Origin of the sequence: Pelomonas margarita, from assembly GCF_043555875.1 — a bacterium.
Taxonomy (GTDB): domain Bacteria; phylum Pseudomonadota; class Gammaproteobacteria; order Burkholderiales; family Burkholderiaceae_C; genus Pelomonas; species Pelomonas margarita.
On sequence record NZ_JBIGHW010000013.1, the window covers coordinates 109582 to 130548 of the forward strand.

The 20967-nt window shown below is 68.3% G+C and carries 25 protein-coding genes; 14 read left to right on the plus strand and 11 right to left on the minus strand.

Annotated features, from left to right (window positions below; translation table 11 throughout):
* Positions 1-66: 66 nt before the first annotated feature.
* The 4 genes from ruvB to ACG0Z3_RS19645 all read right to left on the minus strand — a co-directional run bounded on the left by ruvB (position 67) and on the right by ACG0Z3_RS19645 (position 3896).
* Complete coding sequence (gene ruvB / locus ACG0Z3_RS19630) at positions 67-1125, minus strand: Holliday junction branch migration DNA helicase RuvB (RefSeq protein ID WP_394400680.1); 1059 nt, start codon at positions 1123-1125, stop codon at positions 67-69.
* Positions 1126-1207: 82 nt separating this feature from the next.
* Positions 1208-1777 (minus strand): Holliday junction branch migration protein RuvA, encoded by a 570-nt coding sequence (gene ruvA / locus ACG0Z3_RS19635; protein WP_394400683.1) that lies wholly within the window; start codon positions 1775-1777, stop codon positions 1208-1210.
* 27 nt (positions 1778-1804) lie between these two features.
* The gene (locus tag ACG0Z3_RS19640; protein ID WP_268168026.1) at positions 1805-2458 is read right to left on the minus strand and encodes a response regulator; all 654 of its coding nucleotides are present in this window, start codon (positions 2456-2458) and stop codon (positions 1805-1807) included.
* 25 nt (positions 2459-2483) lie between these two features.
* Positions 2484-3896, minus strand: a complete 1413-nt coding sequence (locus ACG0Z3_RS19645; protein WP_394400686.1) for a sensor histidine kinase — start codon at positions 3894-3896, stop codon at positions 2484-2486.
* Positions 3897-3988: 92 nt separating this feature from the next.
* Here ACG0Z3_RS19645 and ACG0Z3_RS19650 point away from each other — a divergent pair, with 92 nt between their 5' ends.
* Both ACG0Z3_RS19650 and ybeY read left to right on the plus strand, forming a co-directional pair.
* A complete protein-coding gene (locus ACG0Z3_RS19650) occupies positions 3989-4948 on the plus strand; it encodes a PhoH family protein (RefSeq protein WP_394400688.1) in 960 nt (319 codons plus the stop codon).
* On the plus strand, positions 4945-5394 hold the full coding sequence (gene ybeY, locus ACG0Z3_RS19655; RefSeq protein ID WP_394400691.1) for an rRNA maturation RNase YbeY: 450 nt from the start codon (positions 4945-4947) through the stop codon (positions 5392-5394). Before ACG0Z3_RS19650 ends, ybeY begins: the two co-directional genes overlap by 4 nt.
* On the opposite strand, the gene ACG0Z3_RS19660 is transcribed toward ybeY, so the two are convergent.
* Together ACG0Z3_RS19660 and hemB are read right to left on the minus strand one after the other, a co-directional pair.
* Positions 5391-6494, minus strand: a complete 1104-nt coding sequence (locus tag ACG0Z3_RS19660; protein ID WP_394400694.1) for a magnesium transporter CorA family protein — start codon at positions 6492-6494, stop codon at positions 5391-5393. The genes ybeY and ACG0Z3_RS19660 overlap by 4 nt on opposite strands.
* Positions 6495-6498: 4 nt before the next feature.
* Positions 6499-7515 carry a porphobilinogen synthase gene (hemB, locus tag ACG0Z3_RS19665; RefSeq protein ID WP_394400698.1) on the minus strand — a complete coding sequence of 339 codons (1017 nt, stop codon included), beginning with the start codon at positions 7513-7515 and terminating at the stop codon, positions 6499-6501.
* Between the two features lie 303 nt (positions 7516-7818).
* Between hemB and ACG0Z3_RS19670 the strand changes: the two genes are divergently transcribed.
* Genes ACG0Z3_RS19670 through lipA form a run of 8 tightly spaced genes read left to right on the plus strand, consistent with a single transcriptional unit; the run spans position 7819 to position 13461 of the window.
* Entirely contained in the window at positions 7819-8247 is a 429-nt protein-coding gene (locus tag ACG0Z3_RS19670; protein ID WP_394400701.1) for a CopD family protein, read from the plus strand.
* Between the two features lie 50 nt (positions 8248-8297).
* Positions 8298-9398 (plus strand): VanZ family protein, encoded by a 1101-nt coding sequence (locus ACG0Z3_RS19675; RefSeq protein ID WP_394400703.1) that lies wholly within the window; start codon positions 8298-8300, stop codon positions 9396-9398.
* Between the two features lie 16 nt (positions 9399-9414).
* On the plus strand, positions 9415-9741 hold the full coding sequence (locus ACG0Z3_RS19680; RefSeq protein ID WP_394400706.1) for a (2Fe-2S) ferredoxin domain-containing protein: 327 nt from the start codon (positions 9415-9417) through the stop codon (positions 9739-9741).
* Complete coding sequence (locus tag ACG0Z3_RS19685) at positions 9738-10361, plus strand: alpha/beta hydrolase (protein ID WP_394400709.1); 624 nt, start codon at positions 9738-9740, stop codon at positions 10359-10361. The genes ACG0Z3_RS19680 and ACG0Z3_RS19685 overlap by 4 nt, the downstream gene beginning before the upstream one ends.
* Positions 10362-10370: 9 nt before the next feature.
* Positions 10371-11516, plus strand: a complete 1146-nt coding sequence (locus ACG0Z3_RS19690) for a D-alanyl-D-alanine carboxypeptidase family protein (protein WP_394400712.1) — start codon at positions 10371-10373, stop codon at positions 11514-11516.
* A gap of 10 nt (positions 11517-11526) precedes the next feature.
* Entirely contained in the window at positions 11527-11811 is a 285-nt protein-coding gene (locus ACG0Z3_RS19695; RefSeq protein ID WP_394400715.1) for a DUF493 family protein, read from the plus strand.
* Positions 11812-11827: 16 nt separating this feature from the next.
* On the plus strand, positions 11828-12496 hold the full coding sequence (gene lipB, locus ACG0Z3_RS19700; protein ID WP_394400718.1) for a lipoyl(octanoyl) transferase LipB: 669 nt from the start codon (positions 11828-11830) through the stop codon (positions 12494-12496).
* 2 nt (positions 12497-12498) lie between these two features.
* Positions 12499-13461: a lipoyl synthase gene (gene lipA, locus ACG0Z3_RS19705; RefSeq protein ID WP_394400721.1), complete on the plus strand. Its 963-nt coding sequence runs from the start codon at positions 12499-12501 to the stop codon at positions 13459-13461.
* On the opposite strand, the gene ACG0Z3_RS19710 is transcribed toward lipA, so the two are convergent.
* The 3 genes from ACG0Z3_RS19710 to ACG0Z3_RS19720 all read right to left on the minus strand — a co-directional run bounded on the left by ACG0Z3_RS19710 (position 13458) and on the right by ACG0Z3_RS19720 (position 16542).
* Entirely contained in the window at positions 13458-13955 is a 498-nt protein-coding gene (locus tag ACG0Z3_RS19710) for a TlpA family protein disulfide reductase (protein WP_394400724.1), read from the minus strand. The two genes, lipA and ACG0Z3_RS19710, sit on opposite strands and share 4 nt — an antisense overlap.
* Positions 13956-13977: 22 nt before the next feature.
* Complete coding sequence (locus tag ACG0Z3_RS19715; RefSeq protein WP_394400727.1) at positions 13978-15078, minus strand: hypothetical protein; 1101 nt, start codon at positions 15076-15078, stop codon at positions 13978-13980.
* A gap of 225 nt (positions 15079-15303) precedes the next feature.
* Positions 15304-16542, minus strand: a complete 1239-nt coding sequence (locus tag ACG0Z3_RS19720; RefSeq protein ID WP_394400729.1) for a CaiB/BaiF CoA transferase family protein — start codon at positions 16540-16542, stop codon at positions 15304-15306.
* A 71-nt stretch (positions 16543-16613) separates the two neighbouring features.
* Between ACG0Z3_RS19720 and ACG0Z3_RS19725 the strand changes: the two genes are divergently transcribed.
* Genes ACG0Z3_RS19725 through ACG0Z3_RS19735 form a run of 3 tightly spaced genes read left to right on the plus strand, consistent with a single transcriptional unit; the run spans position 16614 to position 17750 of the window.
* A complete protein-coding gene (locus ACG0Z3_RS19725; RefSeq protein ID WP_394400732.1) occupies positions 16614-17072 on the plus strand; it encodes a hypothetical protein in 459 nt (152 codons plus the stop codon).
* 10 nt (positions 17073-17082) lie between these two features.
* Complete coding sequence (locus tag ACG0Z3_RS19730; RefSeq protein WP_394400735.1) at positions 17083-17484, plus strand: PTS sugar transporter subunit IIA; 402 nt, start codon at positions 17083-17085, stop codon at positions 17482-17484.
* Positions 17481-17750: an HPr family phosphocarrier protein gene (locus ACG0Z3_RS19735; RefSeq protein ID WP_268168043.1), complete on the plus strand. Its 270-nt coding sequence runs from the start codon at positions 17481-17483 to the stop codon at positions 17748-17750. The genes ACG0Z3_RS19730 and ACG0Z3_RS19735 overlap by 4 nt, the downstream gene beginning before the upstream one ends.
* 36 nt (positions 17751-17786) lie before the next feature.
* Here the strand turns inward: ACG0Z3_RS19735 and ACG0Z3_RS19740 are convergent, their stop codons facing one another.
* A complete protein-coding gene (locus ACG0Z3_RS19740; protein ID WP_394400739.1) occupies positions 17787-18587 on the minus strand; it encodes a GNAT family N-acetyltransferase in 801 nt (266 codons plus the stop codon).
* Between the two features lie 114 nt (positions 18588-18701).
* On the opposite strand from ACG0Z3_RS19740, the gene ptsP reads away from it, so the two are divergent.
* Positions 18702-20474: a phosphoenolpyruvate--protein phosphotransferase gene (gene ptsP, locus ACG0Z3_RS19745; RefSeq protein ID WP_394400742.1), complete on the plus strand. Its 1773-nt coding sequence runs from the start codon at positions 18702-18704 to the stop codon at positions 20472-20474.
* Positions 20475-20697: 223 nt separating this feature from the next.
* Here ptsP and ACG0Z3_RS19750 read toward each other — a convergent pair.
* Positions 20698-20967 (minus strand): hypothetical protein (locus ACG0Z3_RS19750; protein ID WP_394400744.1); only part of this gene is annotated, 270 nt, incomplete at its 5' end.

A 20967-nucleotide genomic window follows, 5' to 3' on the forward strand; every position in this document is an offset into this window, starting at 1 on the left:
GCCCTGCGGGGCGCTTTTTTACGCCTGCACGGCGGCGGCGCTGCCGCCGGGTGCAGGCCGGTGACGTCAGTCGCCGAACAGCCCGGGGCCGGTCTTGCTGCCCGGTGGTGTCAGGCCGAGGTGGCGGTAGGCGGCCAGCGTCGCGACGCGGCCGCGTGGCGTGCGTTGCAGGAAGCCCTGCTGGATCAGGTAGGGCTCGATGACGTCCTCGATGGTGCCGGCCTCCTCGCCGATGGCGGCCGCCACGTTCTCCAGACCCACGGGTCCGCCGTCGAAGCGGTGCACGACGGCTTCCAGGAACTTGCGGTCCATCAGGTCGAAGCCCTGCGGGTCGACGTCCAGCATGGCCAATGCCTTGTCGGCGATGCCGGCGACGATGCGGCCGTCACTTTTCACCTCGGCGTAGTCGCGCACGCGGCGCAGCAGCCGGTTGGCGATGCGCGGCGTGCCGCGCGAGCGGCGTGCGATCTCCAGTGCGCCGTCGGCATCGATGGGCGCGTTGAGCAGACCGGCGGAGCGCGTGACGATGCGCTGCAGCTCGGCCGGCGTGTAGAACTCCAGCCGCGCCACGATGCCGAAACGGTCGCGCAGCGGATTGGTCAGCATGCCGGCGCGCGTCGTCGCGCCGACCAGCGTGAACGGTTGCAGGTCCAGCTTGATTGAGCGGGCGGCCGGACCCTCACCGATCATGATGTCGATCTGGTAGTCCTCCAGCGCCGGGTACAGGATTTCCTCGACGACGGGGCTCAGGCGATGGATCTCGTCGATGAAGAGGACGTCGTTCTTCTCCAATCCCGTGAGGATGGCCGCGAGGTCCTTGGGCTTTTCCAACACCGGGCCGGAGGTCTGGCGCAGGTTCACGCCCAGCTCGGCCGCGATGATGTGCGACAGCGTCGTCTTGCCCAGGCCCGGCGGGCCGAACAGCAGCACGTGATCCAGCGCCTCGCGGCGCTTGCGGGCGGCACCGATGAAGATCTCCAGCTGCTCGCGGGCCTTACTCTGGCCGACGTAGTCGTCCAGCAGCTTGGGCCGCAGTGCGCGCTCCAGCGCTTCCTCGCGGCTGGACTCGGGCGCGGCGCTGACGATGCGCGGCGCCGGGGCGAAGTCGTCCGTCTGGATGCTCATGACCGACCTTTCGCCGGGCCGCCCCAAGAAAGGCGGGAGCCCCTCCGGGGGGCAGTGAACGAAGTGAGCGTGGGGGCTAACGTCATGAGAGTTTCTTGAGGGCCAGCTTGATGCCGTCGCTGACGCCCACGTCAGGCGGCAGCGCCTTCAGCGCCGCGCCGGCGTCCTTCTCGCTGTAGCCCAGCGCGACCAGCGCCTGCAGGATGTCGGCCTGGTTGTCGTTGGCCACGGTGGCGGGCAGCGCGAGGTCGGGGCCCAGCTTGCCCTTGAGCTCCAGCAGCAACCGCTCGGCGGTCTTCTTGCCGATGCCGGGCACCTTCGTCAGCCGGCCGGCCTCCTGGCGCGACACGGCCTGCGCAAGCTCCGAGACCGACAGGCCCGACAGCAGGCCCAGCGCCATCTTGGGACCGACGCCGCTGATCTTGATGAGCTGGCGGAACGTGGCGCGTTCCTCGTGCGTGAGGAAGCCGAACAGCTGGTGCGCGTCCTCGCGCACGGTCAAGTGGGTCAGGAGCACGGCGCGCTCGCCGAGGCCGCCAAGGTTGAAGAACGTGCTCATCGGCACGTCGACTTCGTAGCCGACACCGGCCACATCGATCACCACCTGGGGCGGTGTTTTCTCGGCGATGACGCCGCTGAGTCTTCCGATCATGGCCCGATTATCCGGGCCTGCTCAGCCTCAGTTGCGACCGAACAAACCCAGCCGCTGCGCTTCCAGCGCGGCTTCGGCGCGCGAGCTCACATTGAGCTTGCGGTAGATCTGCTTCACGTAGTCGGCGATGGTGTGACGTGACAAGCCCAGCTGCACGCCGATCTCCGGCAGCGTGAAGCCCTTGGCCACGCGCAGCAGCACCTCGGTCTCGCGGTCGGTCAGCGACACCTCGTGCAGCAGCGAGGCGGCCGGCTTCTTCACCTGTGCGGCGAAGTAGGCAATGACCTTGCGTGCGATGGACGGCGACAGCGGCGGCTCGCCCTGGCTCATGCGTTGCAGCTGCTCCACCAACAGCTCGCGCGACTGCTCCTTCAGCAGGTAGCCGAAGGCCCCGGCCTGCAGTGCGGGGAACAGGTGCTCGTCGTCGTCGTGGATGGTGACGATGACGGACTGCACTTCCGGCTGCTTCTCGCGCAGCGCGGCGATGACGTCGACGCCCGAGCCGTCCGGCAGGCCCAGGTCCAGCAGCGCCAGCGTGAAGCGCTGGCTGTTGACCAGGGCTAGGGCGTCCTGCACGCGCGAGCATTCGGTGATCTGCGCGTTGGCGAACACCTGCTTGATCAGGGCCTTCAGCCAGGCGCGGATCTCCGGGATGTCTTCGAGCAGCAGGATGTGGTTCATGGGGGGACCTTCGGGGGAACGAAAACTAGAGCGGGATCGTCAAGCGGATGACGGTACCCCAGCCCGGGCCGGATTCGACCAAGCACTGGCCGTGCATTTGCTTGGCGCGTGACTTCATGCTCGCCATGCCATGGCCACGGTCCAGGCGGCCATCCAGCTCGGTCGGGATGCCCTGGCCGTTGTCCTGGATGGTGAGGATGAAGTCGCCGTCCTGCACGGCGCTGGAGATGGTCGCGTTGGTGGCGCCGCTGTGCTTGATGATGTTGGAGACCGACTCGCGCAAGATGCGCGTTGTCTGCACGTAGGAGCGGGCCTGGAAGGTATGCTCGATGTCCTCGGCCGGGCTCTTCCACTCGGCCAGGATGTTGGCCTGGCCCAGCCGTGACACGACCTCGGCGCGCCAGTCGCCCAACGCGTCGATGAGGTGCACCGGCTTGCCGGTCAGGCCACGTACCGACAGCCGCATCTCCTCCAGCGCCTCGCGCGCCAGCGTCGAGATGCGGTCGGACTCGCTGGTGTGCACGATGGTCAGCAGCTTGGCGCCCAGGTCGTCGTGCAGGTCGGCGGCGATGCGCTTGCGTTCGCGTTCGGTCACCTGCTCCAGCTTCTGCTCGGCCAGTTGGCTGTGGCTGCGCTCCACCTCGGCGATGCGCTCGTTCATGCGCTGCTCGATGGCGGTGGTGCGCTTCTCGGCCTCCACGCGCGCATGGGCCACGTGGTTCACGACCTGCAGCCCCAGCGCCAGCATCAGCACTGGCAGCGCCAAGCTCAGCCACGGCGAGGCGGTCAGCCACAGCGATTCGCTGAGCGGCGCCAGCGCCAGCTCGCCCAGCAGCGCCAGCATGGTGGGCAGCAGCAGTAGCACCATCAGGCGGAACTCGCGTTGCAGGCCATCGTCGGGGTCGACCTTCAGCCGCAGCCGGCGCAGCCACAGCGCCCAGCCCATGGCCGTGACCAGCTCCAGCGTCAGCACCACGTTCCAGATGGCAGGCAGGATGCCCACGCGGCCGCCCGTGAGCAGCAGGCTGGCCGGCACGATGAGGCACTGGATCAGCAGCGCGTGGTCTATCCAGCTGCGCTTCCAGTTCATCTGACGCAGCAGGTACTGCACGCCGCACAGCACCAGCAACGTCATCAGCAGCGGCCGCAGACCGGCGGCCGCCGGGGCGCCGGCGGCGCGCAGCACCACCCAGCTCAGCATCATGCCGACGAGGAAGTTGGCTGCGCGTTCGCGGTGGTGCAGCCCGGCCACGAGGCCCACCACGGTGGCCATCAGGGCCAGCATGGCAGCCACCCAGCCGCGCAGGATGACGGCCCAGTCCGGCGTGGCTAAGGCTTGAGCGTGGGCAAGTGCGGGCCAGCACAGGGCCGCGCAGAGGAACAGGGCAGGGGGCAGGCGCCAAGGCCGGCGGGCCCTCGGCACGGTCGAGGCAATCATGGGCCGGCATTGTGAGGGAGGCCGGCGGGCCTGGCGGCGGGGAATGCACCAGCGCGGCGACAATTCAGGTTTTCCGTTTTCCGGTGTCCGCCGTGATCCTTCGCTTCGCCTTCGAACCCGTCGACAACACCCGCCTGGCCCGCGTCTGCGGCAGCGTGGACGCGAACCTGCGCGACATCGAAGCGGCGCTCGGCGTCAAGATCACGCGGCGCGACGCCGAGTTTCGTGTCAACGGCCTGAAGGCCGCCGCCGAGCGCACGCAGTCGCTGCTGGAGGCCTTGTACGAGCGTGCCCGCCGCCCGCTGGCGGCCGAGACGCTGCAGCTCGCGCTCGTGGAGGCCCAGGCGCCCGCGCCCGCCAAGACCGGCCCGGATGGCGATCTGGTGCTGCGCACGCGCCGCGCCGACCTGTCCGCCCGCACGCCGCGCCAGCACCAGTACCTGCAGCAGATCCTGTCGCACGACATCACCTTCGGCCTCGGCCCGGCCGGCACCGGCAAGACCTTCCTGGCCGTGGCCTGTGCGGTGGACGCGCTTGAGCGCGCCAGCGTGCAGCGCATCATCCTGACCCGCCCGGCCGTTGAGGCCGGCGAGCGCCTGGGTTTCCTGCCGGGCGACCTGACGCAGAAGGTCGACCCCTACCTGCGCCCGCTGTACGACGCGCTGTACGACCTGCTGGGCTTCGACCGCGTGACCAAGGCCTTCGAGAAGGGCCAGCTCGAAGTGGCGCCGCTGGCCTTCATGCGCGGTCGCACGCTGAACCACGCCTTCGTCATCCTGGACGAGGCACAGAACACAACGCCCGAGCAGATGAAGATGTTCCTGACCCGCATCGGCTTCGGCAGTCGTTGCGTCGTCACCGGCGACACCAGCCAGATTGACCTGCCGCGCGGCGTGATGTCCGGCCTCATCGATGCAGAGCGCGTGCTGGCCAAGGTCAAGGGCATCGCGATGACGCGCTTCACCAGCGCGGACGTCGTGCGCCACCCGCTGGTGGCGCGCATCGTCGAGGCCTACGAAGCGCGTGCCAAGCGCGAAGCGAGAGAAGCATGAGCCCCCGTCCCGAACTGAGCCTGTCCCTGCAATTCGCCGATCCGCGCCACCGCGCGCTGCTGCCGCGCCACAAGGTGCAGCGCTTCATCCGCGCGGCGCTGGAGCTGCCGGGCGAGATCGCCGTGCGCATCGTCGATGCCGAGGAAGGCCGCGCGCTGAACCGCGAGTACCGCAGCAAGGACTACGCGACCAACGTGCTGACCTTCGACTACAGCCACGAGCCGGTCGTCGGCGCCGACCTCGTCATCTGCGCCGAGGTGGTCGAGCAGGAAGCCGCCGAGATGGGCATCCCGCTGCTGGATCACTACGCGCACATGCTCGTGCACGGCACGCTGCATGCGCAGGGCTACGACCACGAGGAAGACGACGAGGCCGAGTGCATGGAGGCGCGCGAGACCGAGATCCTTGCTGGCCTCGGCGTGGCCGACCCCTACCGCAAGGCTTAGCGACTGCTCAGGTAGCGCTTGCTGCGGAACAGCAGCCACAGCCCCATCGCTAGCGCGCCGATCAGCGCGATGGATTCCCAGAAACCGTTCGGGTTCTTGATCAGCGGCATCCACTCGAAGTTCATGCCGAAGATGCCGGTGATGAGGTTCAGCGGCAGGAAGATGGCGGTCAGCACCGTCAACGTGCGCATGATGCTGTTGGTGCGGTGGCCCAGCGCGCTGAAGTGCATCTGCACGGCCGATTCGGCCGAGGACTCCAGCCGCCGCACATGCGTCAGCACGCGCTCCACATGCTCCAGCACGTCGCGCGAGCGCACGCGCAGCAGCTCGCGCTCGCGCGTCACGTGCGGGTCGCCGTCGGCGGGCCATTCGTCCAGCGCGTCTATCCATTCCTGGATCGCGCTGCGCTGGTCCTCGCAGGTGTCTTCCAGCCGGTGCAGCGCATCGCGGCTTTCGAGCAGCAGCGGCCAGTCATCGAACTCGCTGCTCTGGTCCAGCAGCACGCGTTGCAGCGTGCCGAGCTGGCGCGTCAGCAGCCGGCGCAGCTCCAGGTAGCTGTCCACCATGTGGTTAACCATGCGCAACATCAGGTCGGCGGGGCTGCTTGGCAAGCGGGCGCTGCCCCGCGCGGGCGCCTTCTCGCGGCCCTCGGTCAGGCGGTCCAGCTTCTGCGCGAAGAACTCGCGCACCTGGCAGTCGGTCGGGTGCACGGTGACCAGCACGCGGTCGAACACCGCGAAGCCCACTGGGCTGGTGTCGATCGCGCGCAGCGCGCGCTGCGCCGAGGCCAGCGTGCCGTGCTCGTCGTCGACGAACAGGTCCTGGCTGCCCGGCGCCGCGGCCAGGCGGCGGAACACCAGCATGTCGTACCAGGACGTGTAGTCGAAGTGCGAGGGCAGCTGGTTGTTGATCAGGTCCGACACATGCAGGTCGACGATGTTGCCGCAGCCCCAGCGCGACAGCGCCTGCTGCACGGCCGCCTCGCCCACCTCGAACTCGCGCCGGCCGTAGCCCAGCCACAGGAAACCCTGGGCCGGCAGCGCGTCAGGCAGGGCCGGCAGCTCCGTGAAGCTGTCGGCCTGGATGTGGAACACCCGCATGGGCTCAGGCCTGCTTCAGCAGCCGTGCCGCATCCAGCGCGAAATAGGTCAGCACGCCGTCGGCGCCGGCCCGCTTGAAGGCCAGCAGCGACTCCATCATGACGGTGTCGTGGTCCAGCCAGCCGTTGGCCGCGGCGGCCTTCAGCATCGCGTACTCGCCGCTGACCTGGTAGGCGAAGGTCGGCACGCCGAACTCGTCCTTCACGCGGCGCACGACGTCCAGGTATGGCATGCCGGGCTTGACCATCACCATGTCCGCGCCCTCGGCCAGGTCGGCCGCCACTTCGCGCAGCGCCTCGTTGCTGTTGCCGGGGTCGACGTAGTAAGTCTTCTTGTCGGCCTTGCCCAGCGCGCTCTTGGAGCCGACCGCGTCGCGGAACGGGCCGTAGAAGCCGCTGGCGTACTTCGCGCTGTAGGCCATGATGCGCGTGTGAATGTGCCCTGCGCGCTCGAAGGCCTGGCGGATGGCGCCGATGCGGCCGTCCATCATGTCGCTGGGACCCACCATGTCGGCGCCAGCCTCGGCCTGCGTCATGGCCTGGCGCACCAGCAGCTCGACGGTGGCGTCGTTCATCAGGTAGCCGCTCTCGTCCGGCAGGCCGTCCTGGCCGTGGCTGGTGTAGGGGTCCAGCGCCACGTCGGTCAGCACGCCCAGCTGCGGGAAGCGCGACTTCAGCGCCCGCACGGCGCGCGGGATCAGTCCGTCAGGGTTGAACGCCTCCGAGCCGTCCACGGTCTTCAGGTGCGGCTCGATGGCCGGGAACAGCGCGATGACCGGGATGCCCAGCTGCGCCGCTTCGTCTGCGGTGTGCAGCAGCAGATCCAGGCTCAGGCGCGAGACGCCCGGCATGGACGCGATGGGTGCGGCCGCGTTGTCGCCCTCGTGCACGAACACGGGCAGGATCAGGTCACTGACCTGCAGCGAATGCTCGCGCACCAGCGCGCGGGTGAAGGCATCGCGGCGCAAGCGGCGGGGCCTGGCGGCGGGAAAGGCGGCAGGTGTCAGAAGTGAGCGGGCCAAGGCGAATCCTAGAACGGGACAGGCAGTTGAAGAGGCTGCGGCCCGGTGCGTGATGGACGACACATCCCGGCGTCATTTATTCGTGACGCCCCCCGCTCAAGCGCGCTAAACTTGGTCCTGAATGATAGCCGCAAGGCTGTTGTTCCCTGCTTTTCCTCCCTGAGCAGGAGCCTTAGCGTGATGACAGCGATAAGGCTTTCTCGGCCCCGGTTTTTACCGGGGCCTTTTTTATTCCGGCGCCGTTTCTGCAGACGCCGTGCGGGTTCGGCATGGGCAGTGGAAACCCTGCCCATAATCGCCGCCATGCTCTGGGTCAAAGCCTTTCACATCGTCTTTGTCGCCGCGTGGTTTGCAGGCCTGTTCTACCTGCCGCGCATCTTCGTGAACCTCGCCATGGTGCCGGCGGACAGCCACGCCGAGCGCGAACGCCTGCTGTTGATGGCGCACAAGCTGCATCGCTTCACCAGCCTGCTGATGGGCGTGGCGCTGGTGCTGGGCCTGTGGGTGTGGCTGGGCTGGGGTGTGGGTCGCTTTGCGGGCACGGGCTGGCTGCACGCCAAGCTGCTGCTGGTGTTGGGCGTGATCGGCTATCACCACATGAACCGTCGTCTGCTGCGGGGCTTCGAGGAGCTGTCCAACCGGCGCAGCCACCGCTGGTTCCGCGTCTACAACGAGGTGTCGGTGCTGCTGTTCGCCGCCATTGTGGTGCTGGCGACGGTCAAGCCCTTCTGACCGGCATGGCAGTTCCTCGCCGGGCGGCGTGCCGCATCGATGGCTGAGCCATGAGGCGTCGGCAGAGTTCCGCCACCTGGCTGTTCCTGGCTCATGTCGGGCTGGTCATCTACGCCAGCCTGTACCCTTTCTGGCCCTGGCGCTGGCCGCCGGGCCTGGGCGTGCCTTGGTTGTTCAGCCTGCCGTGGCCGCGCCAGCTGTTTGCCTATGACCTAGAGGCCAACCTGGTGGGCTACGTCCCGCTGGGCCTGCTGGGGTTTGCCGCGGCCATGCGCTCGGGCCGGGGGCTGAGGGGCGGGCTGCTGCTGGGTCTGCTGCCGGCGCCGTTGCTGTCGCTGGCCATGGAGACGCTGCAGTTCAGCCTGCCCGGGCGGGTGCCTTCCTTGTCTGACTGGGCGCTGAACACCGCAGGCGGCGTGCTGGGGTGCTTGCTGGGGTTGGCGCTGCACGGCCTGGGCGGCTTGCGCCGCTGGGAGGATCTGCGCGATCACTGGTTCGGCAGCAGCAGTGCGCCGGCCCTGGCCTTGCTGGCGCTGTGGCCGGTGGCCCTGCTGTACCCGACGCCCCTGCCTTTTGGCCTGGGCCAGTGGCTGCCCTGGTGGCGTGATCTGCTGCTGGAGGCGCTGGCCGGCACGCCCTGGGCGCTGAGCTGGGGCGAGACGGTCACCGTGGAACATGAGTTGCCGCCCGGCTTGCAGTCGCTGGCGATCGCGCTGGGGCTGGTGACGCCGGTGCTGCTGATGATCACGGTGGCCCGGCCCGGGTTGCGCCGCCTGGTGTTGGCCGGCGGTGCGATCGCGCTGGGCCTGGCGGGCACGGCGACCTCGACGGCCATGGTGTTCGGCCCGGGTCACGCCTGGGCCTGGCTCAGCGACGCGACTCGGCCCGGCGTGGGGGCGGGCATGGTGCTGGCCGCGCTGTCCTGCCTGCTGCCCTCGCGGGTGGCCGCGGCGCTGGGGCTGCTCGCGCTGTGCGCGCTCATCGGGCTGATCAGCGTCGCGCCGAGCGACCCCTACCTGGCCCTGAACATGCAGGCCTGGGAGCATGGCCGTTTCGTCAACCTCTACGGGCTGACCCGCTGGGTGGCCTGGACTTGGCCCTTCGTGGCCCTGGTCTGGCTCGCAGCGCGGCTCGTGCAGAAATCACAGTGAGCGAGAATCTACCGCGATGAGTTACTACCAGCGTCACGTCTTTTTCTGCTTGAACCAGCGCGCCAATGGCGAGGCCAGCTGTGCCGACCATGACGCGCAGGGCGCTTTCGATCACTGCAAGTCCCGCGTGAAGCAACTGGGCCTGGCCGGCAAGGATGGCGTGCGCGTCAACAAGGCCGGTTGCCTGGATCGCTGTGCCGGCGGGCCGGTCGCCGTCGTCTACCCCGAGGCTGTCTGGTATTCGTGGGTGGATCAGAGCGACATCGACGAGATCGTGGAGAGCCACCTGCGCGACGGCAAGGTGGTCGAGCGCCTGGTGCTGCCGGACGCTGTCGGCCGATGAACGCCCAGACCGAGAAGCGCCTCGTGCCCGGCCCAGCCGGCCAGATCGAGGTGGCCATCGACCTGCCGCCGGGCGGCGTGGCGTCTGTGGGAACGGCGCTGATCTGCCATCCCAATCCCACGCAGGGCGGCACGATGGACAACAAGGTTGTGCAGACTGTGGCGCGCGCGTTCCTGCAACTGGGCTGGCGTGCCGTGCGCTTCAACTTCCGTGGCATCGGCCAGTCCGAAGGCGCATGGGACGGGGGCCGCGGCGAGGTGGATGACGCGCTGGCCGTACTGGACGCTGTGCGCGTGCCCGGCGAGGCGCTGGTGCTGGCCGGCTTCTCGTTCGGCGGCTACGTCGCGTCGCGCGCGGCGCAACGCATGGCCGAGCCTGCGCAGCGCCTGGTGCTCGTGGGCCCGGCGACCAGCCGTTTCGACACCGCTCCCGTGCCGGCCGACACCGTGGTCATCCACGGCGAGGTGGACGACGTGGTGCCGCTCTCGTCCGTGCTCGACTGGGCGCGGCCGCAGAGCCTGCCCGTTATCGTCGTCCCCGGCGTGGGCCATTTCTTTCATGGGCAGCTGCCGCTGCTCAAGTCCCTGGTGGTGCGTGCCTTTGATCCGGCGCGTGCCTGAATTGAATCGATGAAAAGACTGCTTGCTTCCTTCCTCGCCGCCGTGGCGCTCTCCGCCCAGGCTCAGGCGCCGCAACCGCCCGAGCTGGCCGCGCGCAACTACGTGCTGATCGACCTGACCGCGCAGAAGACGCTGGCCGAGCGTGACGCCGACACGCCGCAGGATCCGGCGTCGCTGACCAAGCTGATGACGGCCTACGTCGTCTTCAACGCGCTGCGCGACAAGAAACTGACGCTGGAGCAGGCGCTGCCGGTCTCCAAGCGCGCGTGGGACGAGCGCAAGGGCGACCCGTCGCTGATGTTCATCGACACGACCATGACGCCCAAGGTCGACGAGCTGCTGCGCGGCCTCATCATCCAGAGCGGCAACGACGCGGCGGTGGCGCTGGCCGAGGGCGTGGGCGGCACGGTCGAGGGCTTCGTGCAGCTGATGAACCGCCAGGCCCAGGCCTGGGGCCTGAAGAACACCGAGTTCAAGAACGTCACCGGCATGAGCGAGCCCGGCCACAAGGCCAGCGCCCGCGACATCGCCATCATCGCGTCCCGCATCATTGCCGACTTCCCCGAGTACTACGGCTATTACTCGCAGCGCGACTACACCTTCAACAAGATCCGCCAGGACAACCGCAACCTGCTGCTGCGCCGCGACCCCACCGTGGACGGCATGAAGACCGGCTACACCGAGGCCGCGGGCTACTGCCTGGTGTCCAGCGCCAACCGCGACTTCCCGAACGGCAAGCGGCGCCTGCTGTCCGTGGTGATGGGCACGAGCTCCAAGGAAGCCCGCGCCAGCGAAAGCCAGAAGCTGCTGAACTGGGGCTACACGGCCTTCGACGCGGTCAAGGTGTTCGACGCCGGCAAGGCCATCAAGACCGTGCCGGTTTGGAAGGGCGAGTCCAAGGAAGTGAAGCTGGGCGCGGCGGGCGCGGTGTTCGTGACCGTGCCGCGCGGCGACGGCGGCAAGCTGCAGACCCAGGTGGAGCACACCGATCCGCTGGTGGCACCGCTGAACAAGGGCCAGCGCGTCGGCACGCTGCGCGTGACGACGACCGCCGGCGCACCGGTGGCCGAGGTGCCGCTGATCGTGCAGGAAGCCGTGCCCCAGGCCGGCCTGATGGGCCGTGCCTTCGACTCCATCCGCCTGTGGATCAAGTGAGGCCCGCGCCATGAACCTGCCGCCCGACATCCCGCCCGAGCAGTCGCTCATCGAGTACCCGTCGCAGTTCCCGATCAAGGTGATGGGCGCTCACGTCGACGGCTTCGTGGAGGCCATCACGCATGTGGTGCGGCAGTTCGATCCCGGCTTCGACGCGTCCACCATTGAGCAGCGCCCCAGCAAGGGTGGCAACTACCTCGGCCTGACGCTTACCTTCACCGCCACCAGCCGCGAGCAGCTGGACGAGGTCTACCGGACGCTGACGACGCATCCGATGGTCAAGGTGGTGCTGTGAGCGCCCGCCTGCGCTCATGATCGTCAAGCGGCTCGGGCGGGTCGACTACCTGCCCACGCTGGAGGCCATGCGCGCCTTCACGGCGGCGCGCGATGCGGACACGCCGGATGAGCTCTGGCTCTGCGAGCATCCGCCCACATTCACGCAAGGCATCGCCGGCAAGCCCGAGCACCTGCTGCTGCCGGGCGACATCCCGGTCGTGCCCACCGAGCGCGGTGGCCAGGTCACGTACCACGGCCCCGGCCAAGTGACGGCCTACCCGCTCGTCGACCTGCGTCGGCTGGGCATCTACGTGAAGGAGTACGTGTTCCGCCTGGAGACGGCGCTGATCCAGACGCTGGACAGCTACGGCGTGACCGGACTACGCGTGGCCGGCGCCCCGGGCATCTACGTGCGCCCGGCGGACCCTGGCGCCCACGCGGCCCCGGCCGGCCCGGCGGACCCGGCCGATGCGTTCAAGGGTCTGGCCAAGATCGCGGCCCTGGGCATCAAGGTCCGGCAGCACTGCACCTTCCACGGCCTGGCGCTGAACGTGGCCATGAACCTGGAACCCTTCCAGCGCATCAACCCTTGTGGCTATGCGGGCCTGGAAACCACATCCCTCGATAAAATCGGGGTTTGCACCGACTGGCCCACCGCGGCCGGCCGGCTTGCCGAGCGGCTCTCGGCGCAGCTGACACCCTGACCATGTCCGATACCACCTACGACCCCACGATCAAGCAAAAGGCCGAGGCCAAGACCTCGCGCATCCCGATCAAGATCGTGCCGGCCGAGGTGCTGAAGAAGCCGGACTGGATCCGCGTGAAGGCCGGCTCGCCGAGTACGCGCTTCTACGAGATCAAGCAGATCCTGCGCGAGCACAAGCTGCACACCGTCTGCGAGGAAGCGTCCTGCCCCAACATCGGCGAATGCTTCGGCAAGGGCACGGCCACGTTCATGATCATGGGCGACAAGTGCACGCGCCGCTGCCCGTTCTGCGACGTGGGCCACGGCCGGCCCGACCCGCTGGACGTCGACGAGCCGCTGAACCTGGCCAAGACGATTGCTGCGCTGAAGCTGAAGTACGTCGTCATCACCAGCGTCGACCGGGACGACCTGAAGGACGGCGGTGCCGCGCACTTCGCCGAGTGCATCACCAAGACGCGCGAGCTGTCGCCGTCCACGCAGATCGAGGTGCTGGTGCCCGACTTCCGCGGCCGCGCCGACCGTGCGCTGGACATCCTGAAGGCCGCGCCGCCTGACGTGATGAACCACAACCTGGAAACCGCTCCGCGCCTGTACAAGGAAGCACGCCCGGGCTCCGACTACGAGTTCAGCCTGAACCTGCTGAAGCGCTTCAAGGAAGAAGTGCCGGGCGTGCCGACCAAGAGCGGCATCATGGTGGGCCTGGGCGAGACGGACGACGAGATCCGCCAGGTCATGCGCGACATGCGCGCCCACAACATCGACATGATCACCATCGGCCAGTACCTGGCCCCGTCGGGCCATCACCTGCCGGTGCGCCGCTACGTGACGCCCGACGCCTTCAAGCAGTTCGAGAAGGAAGCCTACGAGCTGGGCTTCACGCACGCGGCCGTGGGTGCGATGGTGCGCTCCAGCTACCACGCGGACCAGCAGGCCCATGGCGTGCTGAACCCGACGGCGGGTTAAGCCTCTTTGAGCAGCTGCTCGACGAGGGCGTGCAAGGCACCGAAGTCGGGCTCGCCGACGTAGCGCTTGACGATCTCGCCGCGCTTGTTGATCAGCAGCGTGGTGGGCGTGGCCTGCACCGGGCCGAAGGCCTGGGCGATGGCGCCGGTGTTGTCAATGGCCACGCCGAACGGAAGCTTGCGCGTCTCGGCGAAGCGGGCAACGAAGGCCGGCGGGTCGTAGCTCATGGCCACCGCCAGCGTGTCGAAGCCGCGGGCGTTGAACTTCAGGTGGGTGGCCGCGATCTGTGGCATCTCCTTCACGCAGGTGGCGCAACTGGTGGCCCAGAAGTTCACCAGCATGACCTTGCCGGCCCATTGCGAGGAACTGCGCTGGCTGCCGTCCAGCAACACGTAGTCGACGGCGGGCGCGGTTTCCTTGGCGCAACCGGCCAGCAGGCCGGCGCTGAAGGTGGCGCTCAGGGCGGACAGGGCAAGCGTGCGACGGTTCAGCATGACCGCCATTCTAGGAAGCGCGTCAATGCCGCTTGGACAGCTCGAACATCAGCAGCTGCGGCAGGGCGTCCGCCAGGTGGCGGCGCGAGATGCGCGCCACGCCGTCCGCGGTGGCGGTGGACAGCTGGGTGCGGTGCTCGCCGTCGAACATCTCGACGAAGGCAAAGTCCGGCGCGTCCTGGCTGATGCCGGCGATCAGCTGCTGCAGCGCGTCGTCCCGCAGCGCCGCATCGAACAGCAGCACATGCGGCAGGCCTTCATGGCAGAACTGTTCGGCCTCGGCCGTGCTGGCGACGGCGTCCACCAGCATGCCCATGTGACGCAGCGCGGCCTGCGTCTCGGCGCGCAGCTCGCGGTGCGCGGCCAGGATCAGCACCTGGCAGCCCGCCAGCGGTCGGGAGTTGCCGCCCATGCGCTCGGCCTCGGCCTCCAGCTTGGCGTGGGTGCTGTCGGGCGGCGGGGCTTCGTCCGGGGCAAGCTGGTTGAACTCAAGCGTCAGCAGCGTGATGCCGGCCTCCTGCTCGCGCAGCGGCAGCACGCCCAGCGTGATGGCCGTCTGTTCGAGCAGCCGCCAGGCCAGGGAATCCAGCGCGGAAGGCGGCTCCTGGGCTGGGCCCTCGTCGCTGAGCAGATCCAGCGAGCGGTGCGCGAAGCGGCAGGACAGGCGCGCTTTCACGGGCCACGGTGTCAGGTCCAGCCGCAGGTCCACCGAGGAGTGCGTGTTGCTCAGCGCCCAGTCCATCAGTGCGTTCAGCAGCGCAAACAGCAGCGCGCCGTCGGCCCAGATCTCCACGGGCTTGAGCGACTGGCGCACCTGCACGCCGCGGGCCTGGGTTTCCCGACTGCGCTGGGCCAGCACGTTGCGCAGCATCTGGGTCAGGTGCTGGCGCTCGCGGTTCAGGCGCAGGCGCCCCGAGGCCAGGCGGGCCAGCTGCTGGCCCAGCATGCCGGCGGTGCGGGCATCGTCCACGCTGCGGCGCAGCAGGCGCAGGCCCCGGCGGTCGATCTGGCCGGTGGTGGCCAGGTTCTGGATCTGCTCCAGCGCGGCGCTCAGCGGGCCGGCGATCTCGGCGCCCAGCTGCTGGACGATGTCGGCCCACTGCACCGGCGTGGGCTCGGGCATGACATCGTTTGCGGCGCTGGCGGGCGCGGGAGAAGGCGGTGTAGACATGACCCAGGGGTGGCGATGCCGCGGCTGTCGGTTCTAGTTGGTTCTAGGCAATGAGCCTGCGGCGGTATGGGGGTGCATGCTGAAGACTGCGTGCCGCGGCCTCCATCCCCCGCCCGGGGGGAAACCCTTGGTTCAGGGGTGGGTTTGCCCGGGCATGGCGCGTGTCGTGACGAGGCATCAGGCGATCACGCCGGCGGCTCGCCAGGCGGCGATGTCCGACTCGGCGCAGCCGGCCTCTCGCAGCAGCTCGTCGCTGTGCTGGCCCAGCAGCGGCGGGGCGTGGCGGTAGTGCACCGGCGTGGCCGACAGCTTCATGGGGCTGGCCACCACGCGCAGGCCGTCGGTCAGCGGGTGCGGCATGCCGACCACGGCCCCTCTCGCCTGCGCCTGCGGGTCCGACAGTGCCTCGCCGATGGTGTTGATGGCGCCGCACGGCACCTTGGCGGCTTCCAGCGCTGCGAGCCAGTCGTCGCGCGTGCGTTCGCGCAGCGCCTGCGCCAGCAGCGGCACCAGCACGGCGCGGTGTCGCACGCGCTCGGCGTTGGTGGCGAAGCGTGGGTCGGCCGCCCACGCCGGTTGGCCGGCGATGTCGCAGAACTTGGCGAACTGCCGGTCGTTGCCGACAGCCAGGATCAGGTGGCCATCGGCGACCTCGAACACCTGGTAGGGCACGATGTTTTGGTGCGCATTGCCCATGCGGCCCGGCACCTTGCCGGTGCACAGGTAGTTGCTGCCCAGATTGGCAAGCATGGCGAGCTGGGTGTCGAACAAGGCCATGTCAATGGCCTGGCCCAGGCCCGTGGCGTCGCGGTGGCGCAGCGCGGCCAGGATGGCGACGGTGGCGTACATGCCGGTGAACAGGTCGGCCACCGCCACGCCGACCTTCTGCGGGCCGCCGCCGGGCAGGTCGTCGCGCTCGCCGGTCACGCTCATCAGCCCGCCCATGCCCTGCACGGCGTAGTCGTAGCCGGCGCGCTCGGCGTAGGGGCCGGTCTGACCGAAGCCGGTGATGGAGCAGATGACCAGGCCCGGGTGCTCGGCCAGCAGGCTTTGCGCGTCCAGCCCGTAGCGGGCCAAGTCGCCCACCTTGAAGTTCTCCACCAGCACGTCCACCTGGCCGGCCAGCCGGCGCACGATGGCCTGGCCTTGCGGGCTGGCCAGGTCCACGGCCAGCGAGCGCTTGTTGCGGTTGGCACCGAGGAAGTAGGCGGCCTCGGAGGTGTCGTGCCCGTCGGCATCCTTCAGATAGGGCGGGCCCCAAGCGCGGGTGTCATCGCCGCTGCCGGGACGTTCGATCTTGATGACGTCAGCGCCGAGGTCGGCGAGGGTTTGGGTGCACCAGGGGCCGGCCAGCACGCGTGAGAGGTCCAGCACGCGCACGCCCGCCAGCGCTTGTGGGGTTGGCAGTTCTTGCATTGTGGGATTGTCAGCGGCCGGCTGTCGATAATTGAGCGATGCCTCGCCCTCTCACCGCCGGATTTGCCCTAATGCTCGGCCTGCTGGTCGCCTGCCAGCCGGCCCTGAACTGGCGCGAGGTGCGGCCGGAGAAGTCGGGCGTGGCAGCGGTGTTCCCCTGCAAGCCCGAGGTGGAGCAGCGGCCCGGCATGGGGCTGGCGCAGTGCGAGGCCGACGGCGGCCGGTTCTCGCTGTCGTGGGCCGATGCGCCCGAGGGCAGCCAGGCCGGTCCCGCGTTGAGGGCCATGGCTGCCGCCGTGGCGACCAAGCTGGGGCAGCCGCTGCCGTCGCCGCAGCGCCTCGTGGTGGCCGGCATGACGCCGCTGCCCGAGGCCGCGCAGTACCGGCTGAACGGCGGCGGCAGTGTCACGCGCGTGGCGGTGTTCTCCCATGGCGCACGGGTCTACCAGGCCATGATGTCCGGCCCGAAGAGCGACGCCGCCGCGTGGGACAGCCTCATCGGCGGGCTGCGCATCGAGGCGGCCCGCTAACATCGGCGCCATGCCCCACCTGCTCGTGATCGCCCACGCGCCGCTGGCCACTGCGCTGCGGCAGGTGGCCGAGCACACCTTTCCGGACTGCGCACCGACGCTGACTGTGCTGGACGTCCATGCCGGCCAGTGTGCGGACGATGTCGAGGCCGCTGCGCGCGGGCTGATGGCCGGCCGTGCGAGCGATGCCGAGTGGCTGGTGCTGACCGACGTGTTCGGGGCCACCCCGTGCAACGGCGCCTTGCGCCTGGTCGATGAGCGGGTGCAGGTTCTCACCGGTGTCAGCGTGCCCATGCTGTGGCGTACGCTGTGCTATGCCAGCCAGCAACCCTTGACCGAATTGGCCCGGCGCGCTGCGCAGGGTGCAGTCAGCGGCGTCATGGCGACGCCTCCTTTGCCTCCCGCCGAATGATCACCTCCACCCTCACCATCAGCAACAAGCTGGGCCTGCATGCCCGCGCCTCCGCCAAGCTGACCAAGCTCGCTGGCAGTTTCAAGTGCGACGTCTTCATGAGTCGCAACGGTCGCCGCGTTAATGCCAAGAGCATTATGGGCGTCATGATGTTGGCGGCCGGGCTGGGTGCCACCGTCGAGCTGGAGACGAACGGCGAGGACGAGCAGGCTGCCCAAGACGCCATCACCGCCCTAGTCAACGACAAGTTCGGCGAAGGGCAATGAGAATTTGCGGGGCATCCGTTGTGGCCCCGCATAGATTCAAAGGCTCATTCGCCTGAAGCGCGCCGGCAGGTCGGCGGTGCGCAGCATCAGCGGCAGGTCTGCCGTGTTGAAGTCTGGGTCCCAAGCGGGTTCGCCCATCAGCTTGGCGCCGCAGCGCAGGTAGCCGCGGATCAGTGCCGGCGGCTCCACGACCAGGTCCTGGCGCAGGTGGTTGATGGGTAGCGGCAGGCGCGGGCGCACCTGGCAGTCGATGGGTGCCGAGTGGGTGGCGGCTATCTGCTTCCACAGGCTGGCCGCGAAATGGCCGCCGTCGCGCATGCTGACGCTGGCACAGCCAATGACGGTGTCCAGCCCGTTGCGGGCCATGAACTCGGCCAGTGCCCCCCACAGTGCAATGATGGCGCCGCCGCTGCGGTGGTCGGCATGCACGCAGGAGCGGCCGATCTCGGCCACGCGGGCGCGCACATTTCGCAGGCGCGTCAGGTCGAACTCGGTGTCGCTGTACAGACCGCCGGCGCGCTTGGCTGCCGCCGGTGTCAGCACGCGGTAGGTGCCGACGACGGGGCCGGGCTCGCCGTCATCGCCGGCCGCGCGCACCAGCAGGTGTTCGCAGTAGGCGTCGAAGAGATCGACGTCCAGCCCGCCGCGAGCACCCCGCGCGTGCGCCAGTCGGGCGCCCATCTCGACGGCAAACACCTGGTAGCGCAGTGCCTGGGCTTCGCGCACCTCAGACTCGGTGCTGGCCCAGCTGACGCTCAGGCGGGTGGACGGGGTGCGCTGCGGCGGCTGCAGGGCGGCATGCGACAGCGCATGCGAGACGATATGGCTGCGGGTCATGCCGCCATGCTGGTCGCCCGTGTTGACGCAGCGGTGAACGTCCTATGAAAAAACCATGACGTCCGGTCTCTGCGCGAGCGGCTACATTGACCGCGTTCTGCGAAAGGGCGGCGGATGAGTTTCCAGGTGTTCGGCATTGCGGTGTCGCGTGGCGTGGCCATAGGCCGCGCGGTGCTGGTCGCGTCAAGTCGTGTCGACGTGGCGCACTACTTCGTGGCGCCTGACCAGATCGAGCCCGAGATTGCCCGCCTCCTGCGCGGCCGGGATGCAGTGGTGCGGGAGCTCGAGACGCTGAAGGACGAACTGCCCGACGACGCGCCTCACGAGTTGGCCGCGCTGCTGGACGTGCACCTGATGCTGCTGCACGACGAGGCGCTGACTGGCAGCGCCAGCCAGTGGATCGTGGATCGTCACTACAACGCCGAATGGGCGCTGTCGGCGCAACTGGAAGTGCTGGCGCGCCAGTTCGACGAGATGGAGGACGACTACCTGCGCGAGCGCAAGGCCGACCTGGAGCAGGTCGTCGAGCGCGTGCTGGGGGCGCTGACACACGAAGAGGGCGGCGGCGCCGTGCCCGTCACGGCGCGCGACTTCGGCGGCGAGGACCCGCTGCTGCTGGTGGCTGCCGACATCTCTCCGGCCGACATGATCCAGTTCAAGCGCAGCGTGTTCCGCGGCTTCATCACCGATATCGGCGGGAAGACCTCGCACACGGCCATCGTTGCCCGCAGCATGGACATCCCGGCGGTGGTCGGCACCCGCGAGGCGTCGCGCCTCATCCGGCAGGACGACTGGGTCATCATCGACGGCGATGCCGGCACTGTCATCGTCAACCCATCGCCCATCGTGCTGGAGGAGTACCGCTTCCGCCAGCGCCAGAGTGAGCTGGAGCGCGCCCGCCTAGCCCGGCTGCGGCACACGCCGGCCGTCACGCTGGACGGCGAGCACATCGAGCTGCACGCCAACATCGAGATGCCGGCCGACGCCGAGGCCGCCGTCGGCGCCGGTGCCACCGGCGTGGGCCTGTTCCGTAGCGAGTTCCTGTTCATGAACCGCGACGGCGAGCTGCCGAGCGAGGAGGAGCAGTTCATGGCCTACAAGGCGGCCGTCGAGGCGATGAAGGGCATGCCGGTGACGATACGCACCGTCGACATCGGCGCCGACAAGCCTCTGGACCGGCTCAGCGTTTCCGAGCTGCGCCACGAGCATGTGCTGAACCCGGCCATGGGCCTGCGCGCCATTCGCTGGAGCCTGGCCGAGCCCAGCATGTTCCGCCAGCAGCTGCGCGCCATCTACCGGGCCAGCGCCTTCGGCAAAGTGCGGCTGCTGATTCCGATGGTGGCCCACCTCGCCGAAGTGCGGCAGATCATCGATACCCTCCGCAAGGTCCAACAGCAGCTGACCGACGCCGGCCATGCCTACACGCGCGTCGAGCTGGGCGTCATGATTGAGATCCCCGCAGCCGCCGTCATGCTGCCGCTGCTGCTGCGACATGTGGACTTCGTGTCTATCGGCACCAACGACCTGATTCAATACACGCTGGCCATTGACCGCGCCGACGAGGCGGTCGCCCATCTCTACGACCCTTGGCACCCGGCGGTGCTGCAGCTCATTGCGCAGTCCATCGCACAGGCTCGCGCGGCGGGCAAAGGCGTCAGCGTCTGCGGCGAGATGGCCGGCGACCCCGACTTCACCGAGCTGCTACTGGCGATGGGGCTGCGCAGCTTCTCCATGCATCCGTCACAGATACCGGCGGTCAAGCAACGGGTACTTCGTTCTGATGCCCAGCGGCTTGCGGCCGCCCTGCCACGCGTGCTCGACAGCGAAGAGCCATTCGCAGTGGCGGAGAAGGAGCTTGCGGCTGCGCGCGGCGGTGCATTGCACTGAGATACAGAGCGCGGAGAACTGCGCGGGTGCGCCACCCTTACTAGGGCCGCAAAGGATTCGCCCCACGCCGCGAGGCCTCGGAAAACAATCTTCGAAGTTCTCTTGTCTACGCCCAGAAATCTGTGCCAGAATAGAGGGCTTCGCTGCTCGCGGCTTCTCTTTGGGGTTGTTGTGGTGCGAAGGCGGGGCGAGAGTCCTGAAGCTGGTTCGGCTGATTAAGTGCTTAAGAAATTTTTCGAAAGTGCTTGACGAAGTTGAAAAAGCAGATCAAAATCTCGCCTCTTTGCTGCTGACGAAGCCAAGTGTTTTGAAGGCGGCAAGCGAGCTGAAAGATGTTGAGAAAAGAATTTTCAAAAACATTTGACGGCGAAGCAAAAAGCAGATTAGAATCTCGCTTCTTTGCTGCTGACAAGTCAGCGGCGCAAAACGAAGAGTAAATCAGAGTTTTGCGATGTTCTTTAATAATTAACAGCCGATAAGCGTGGGCGTTTGA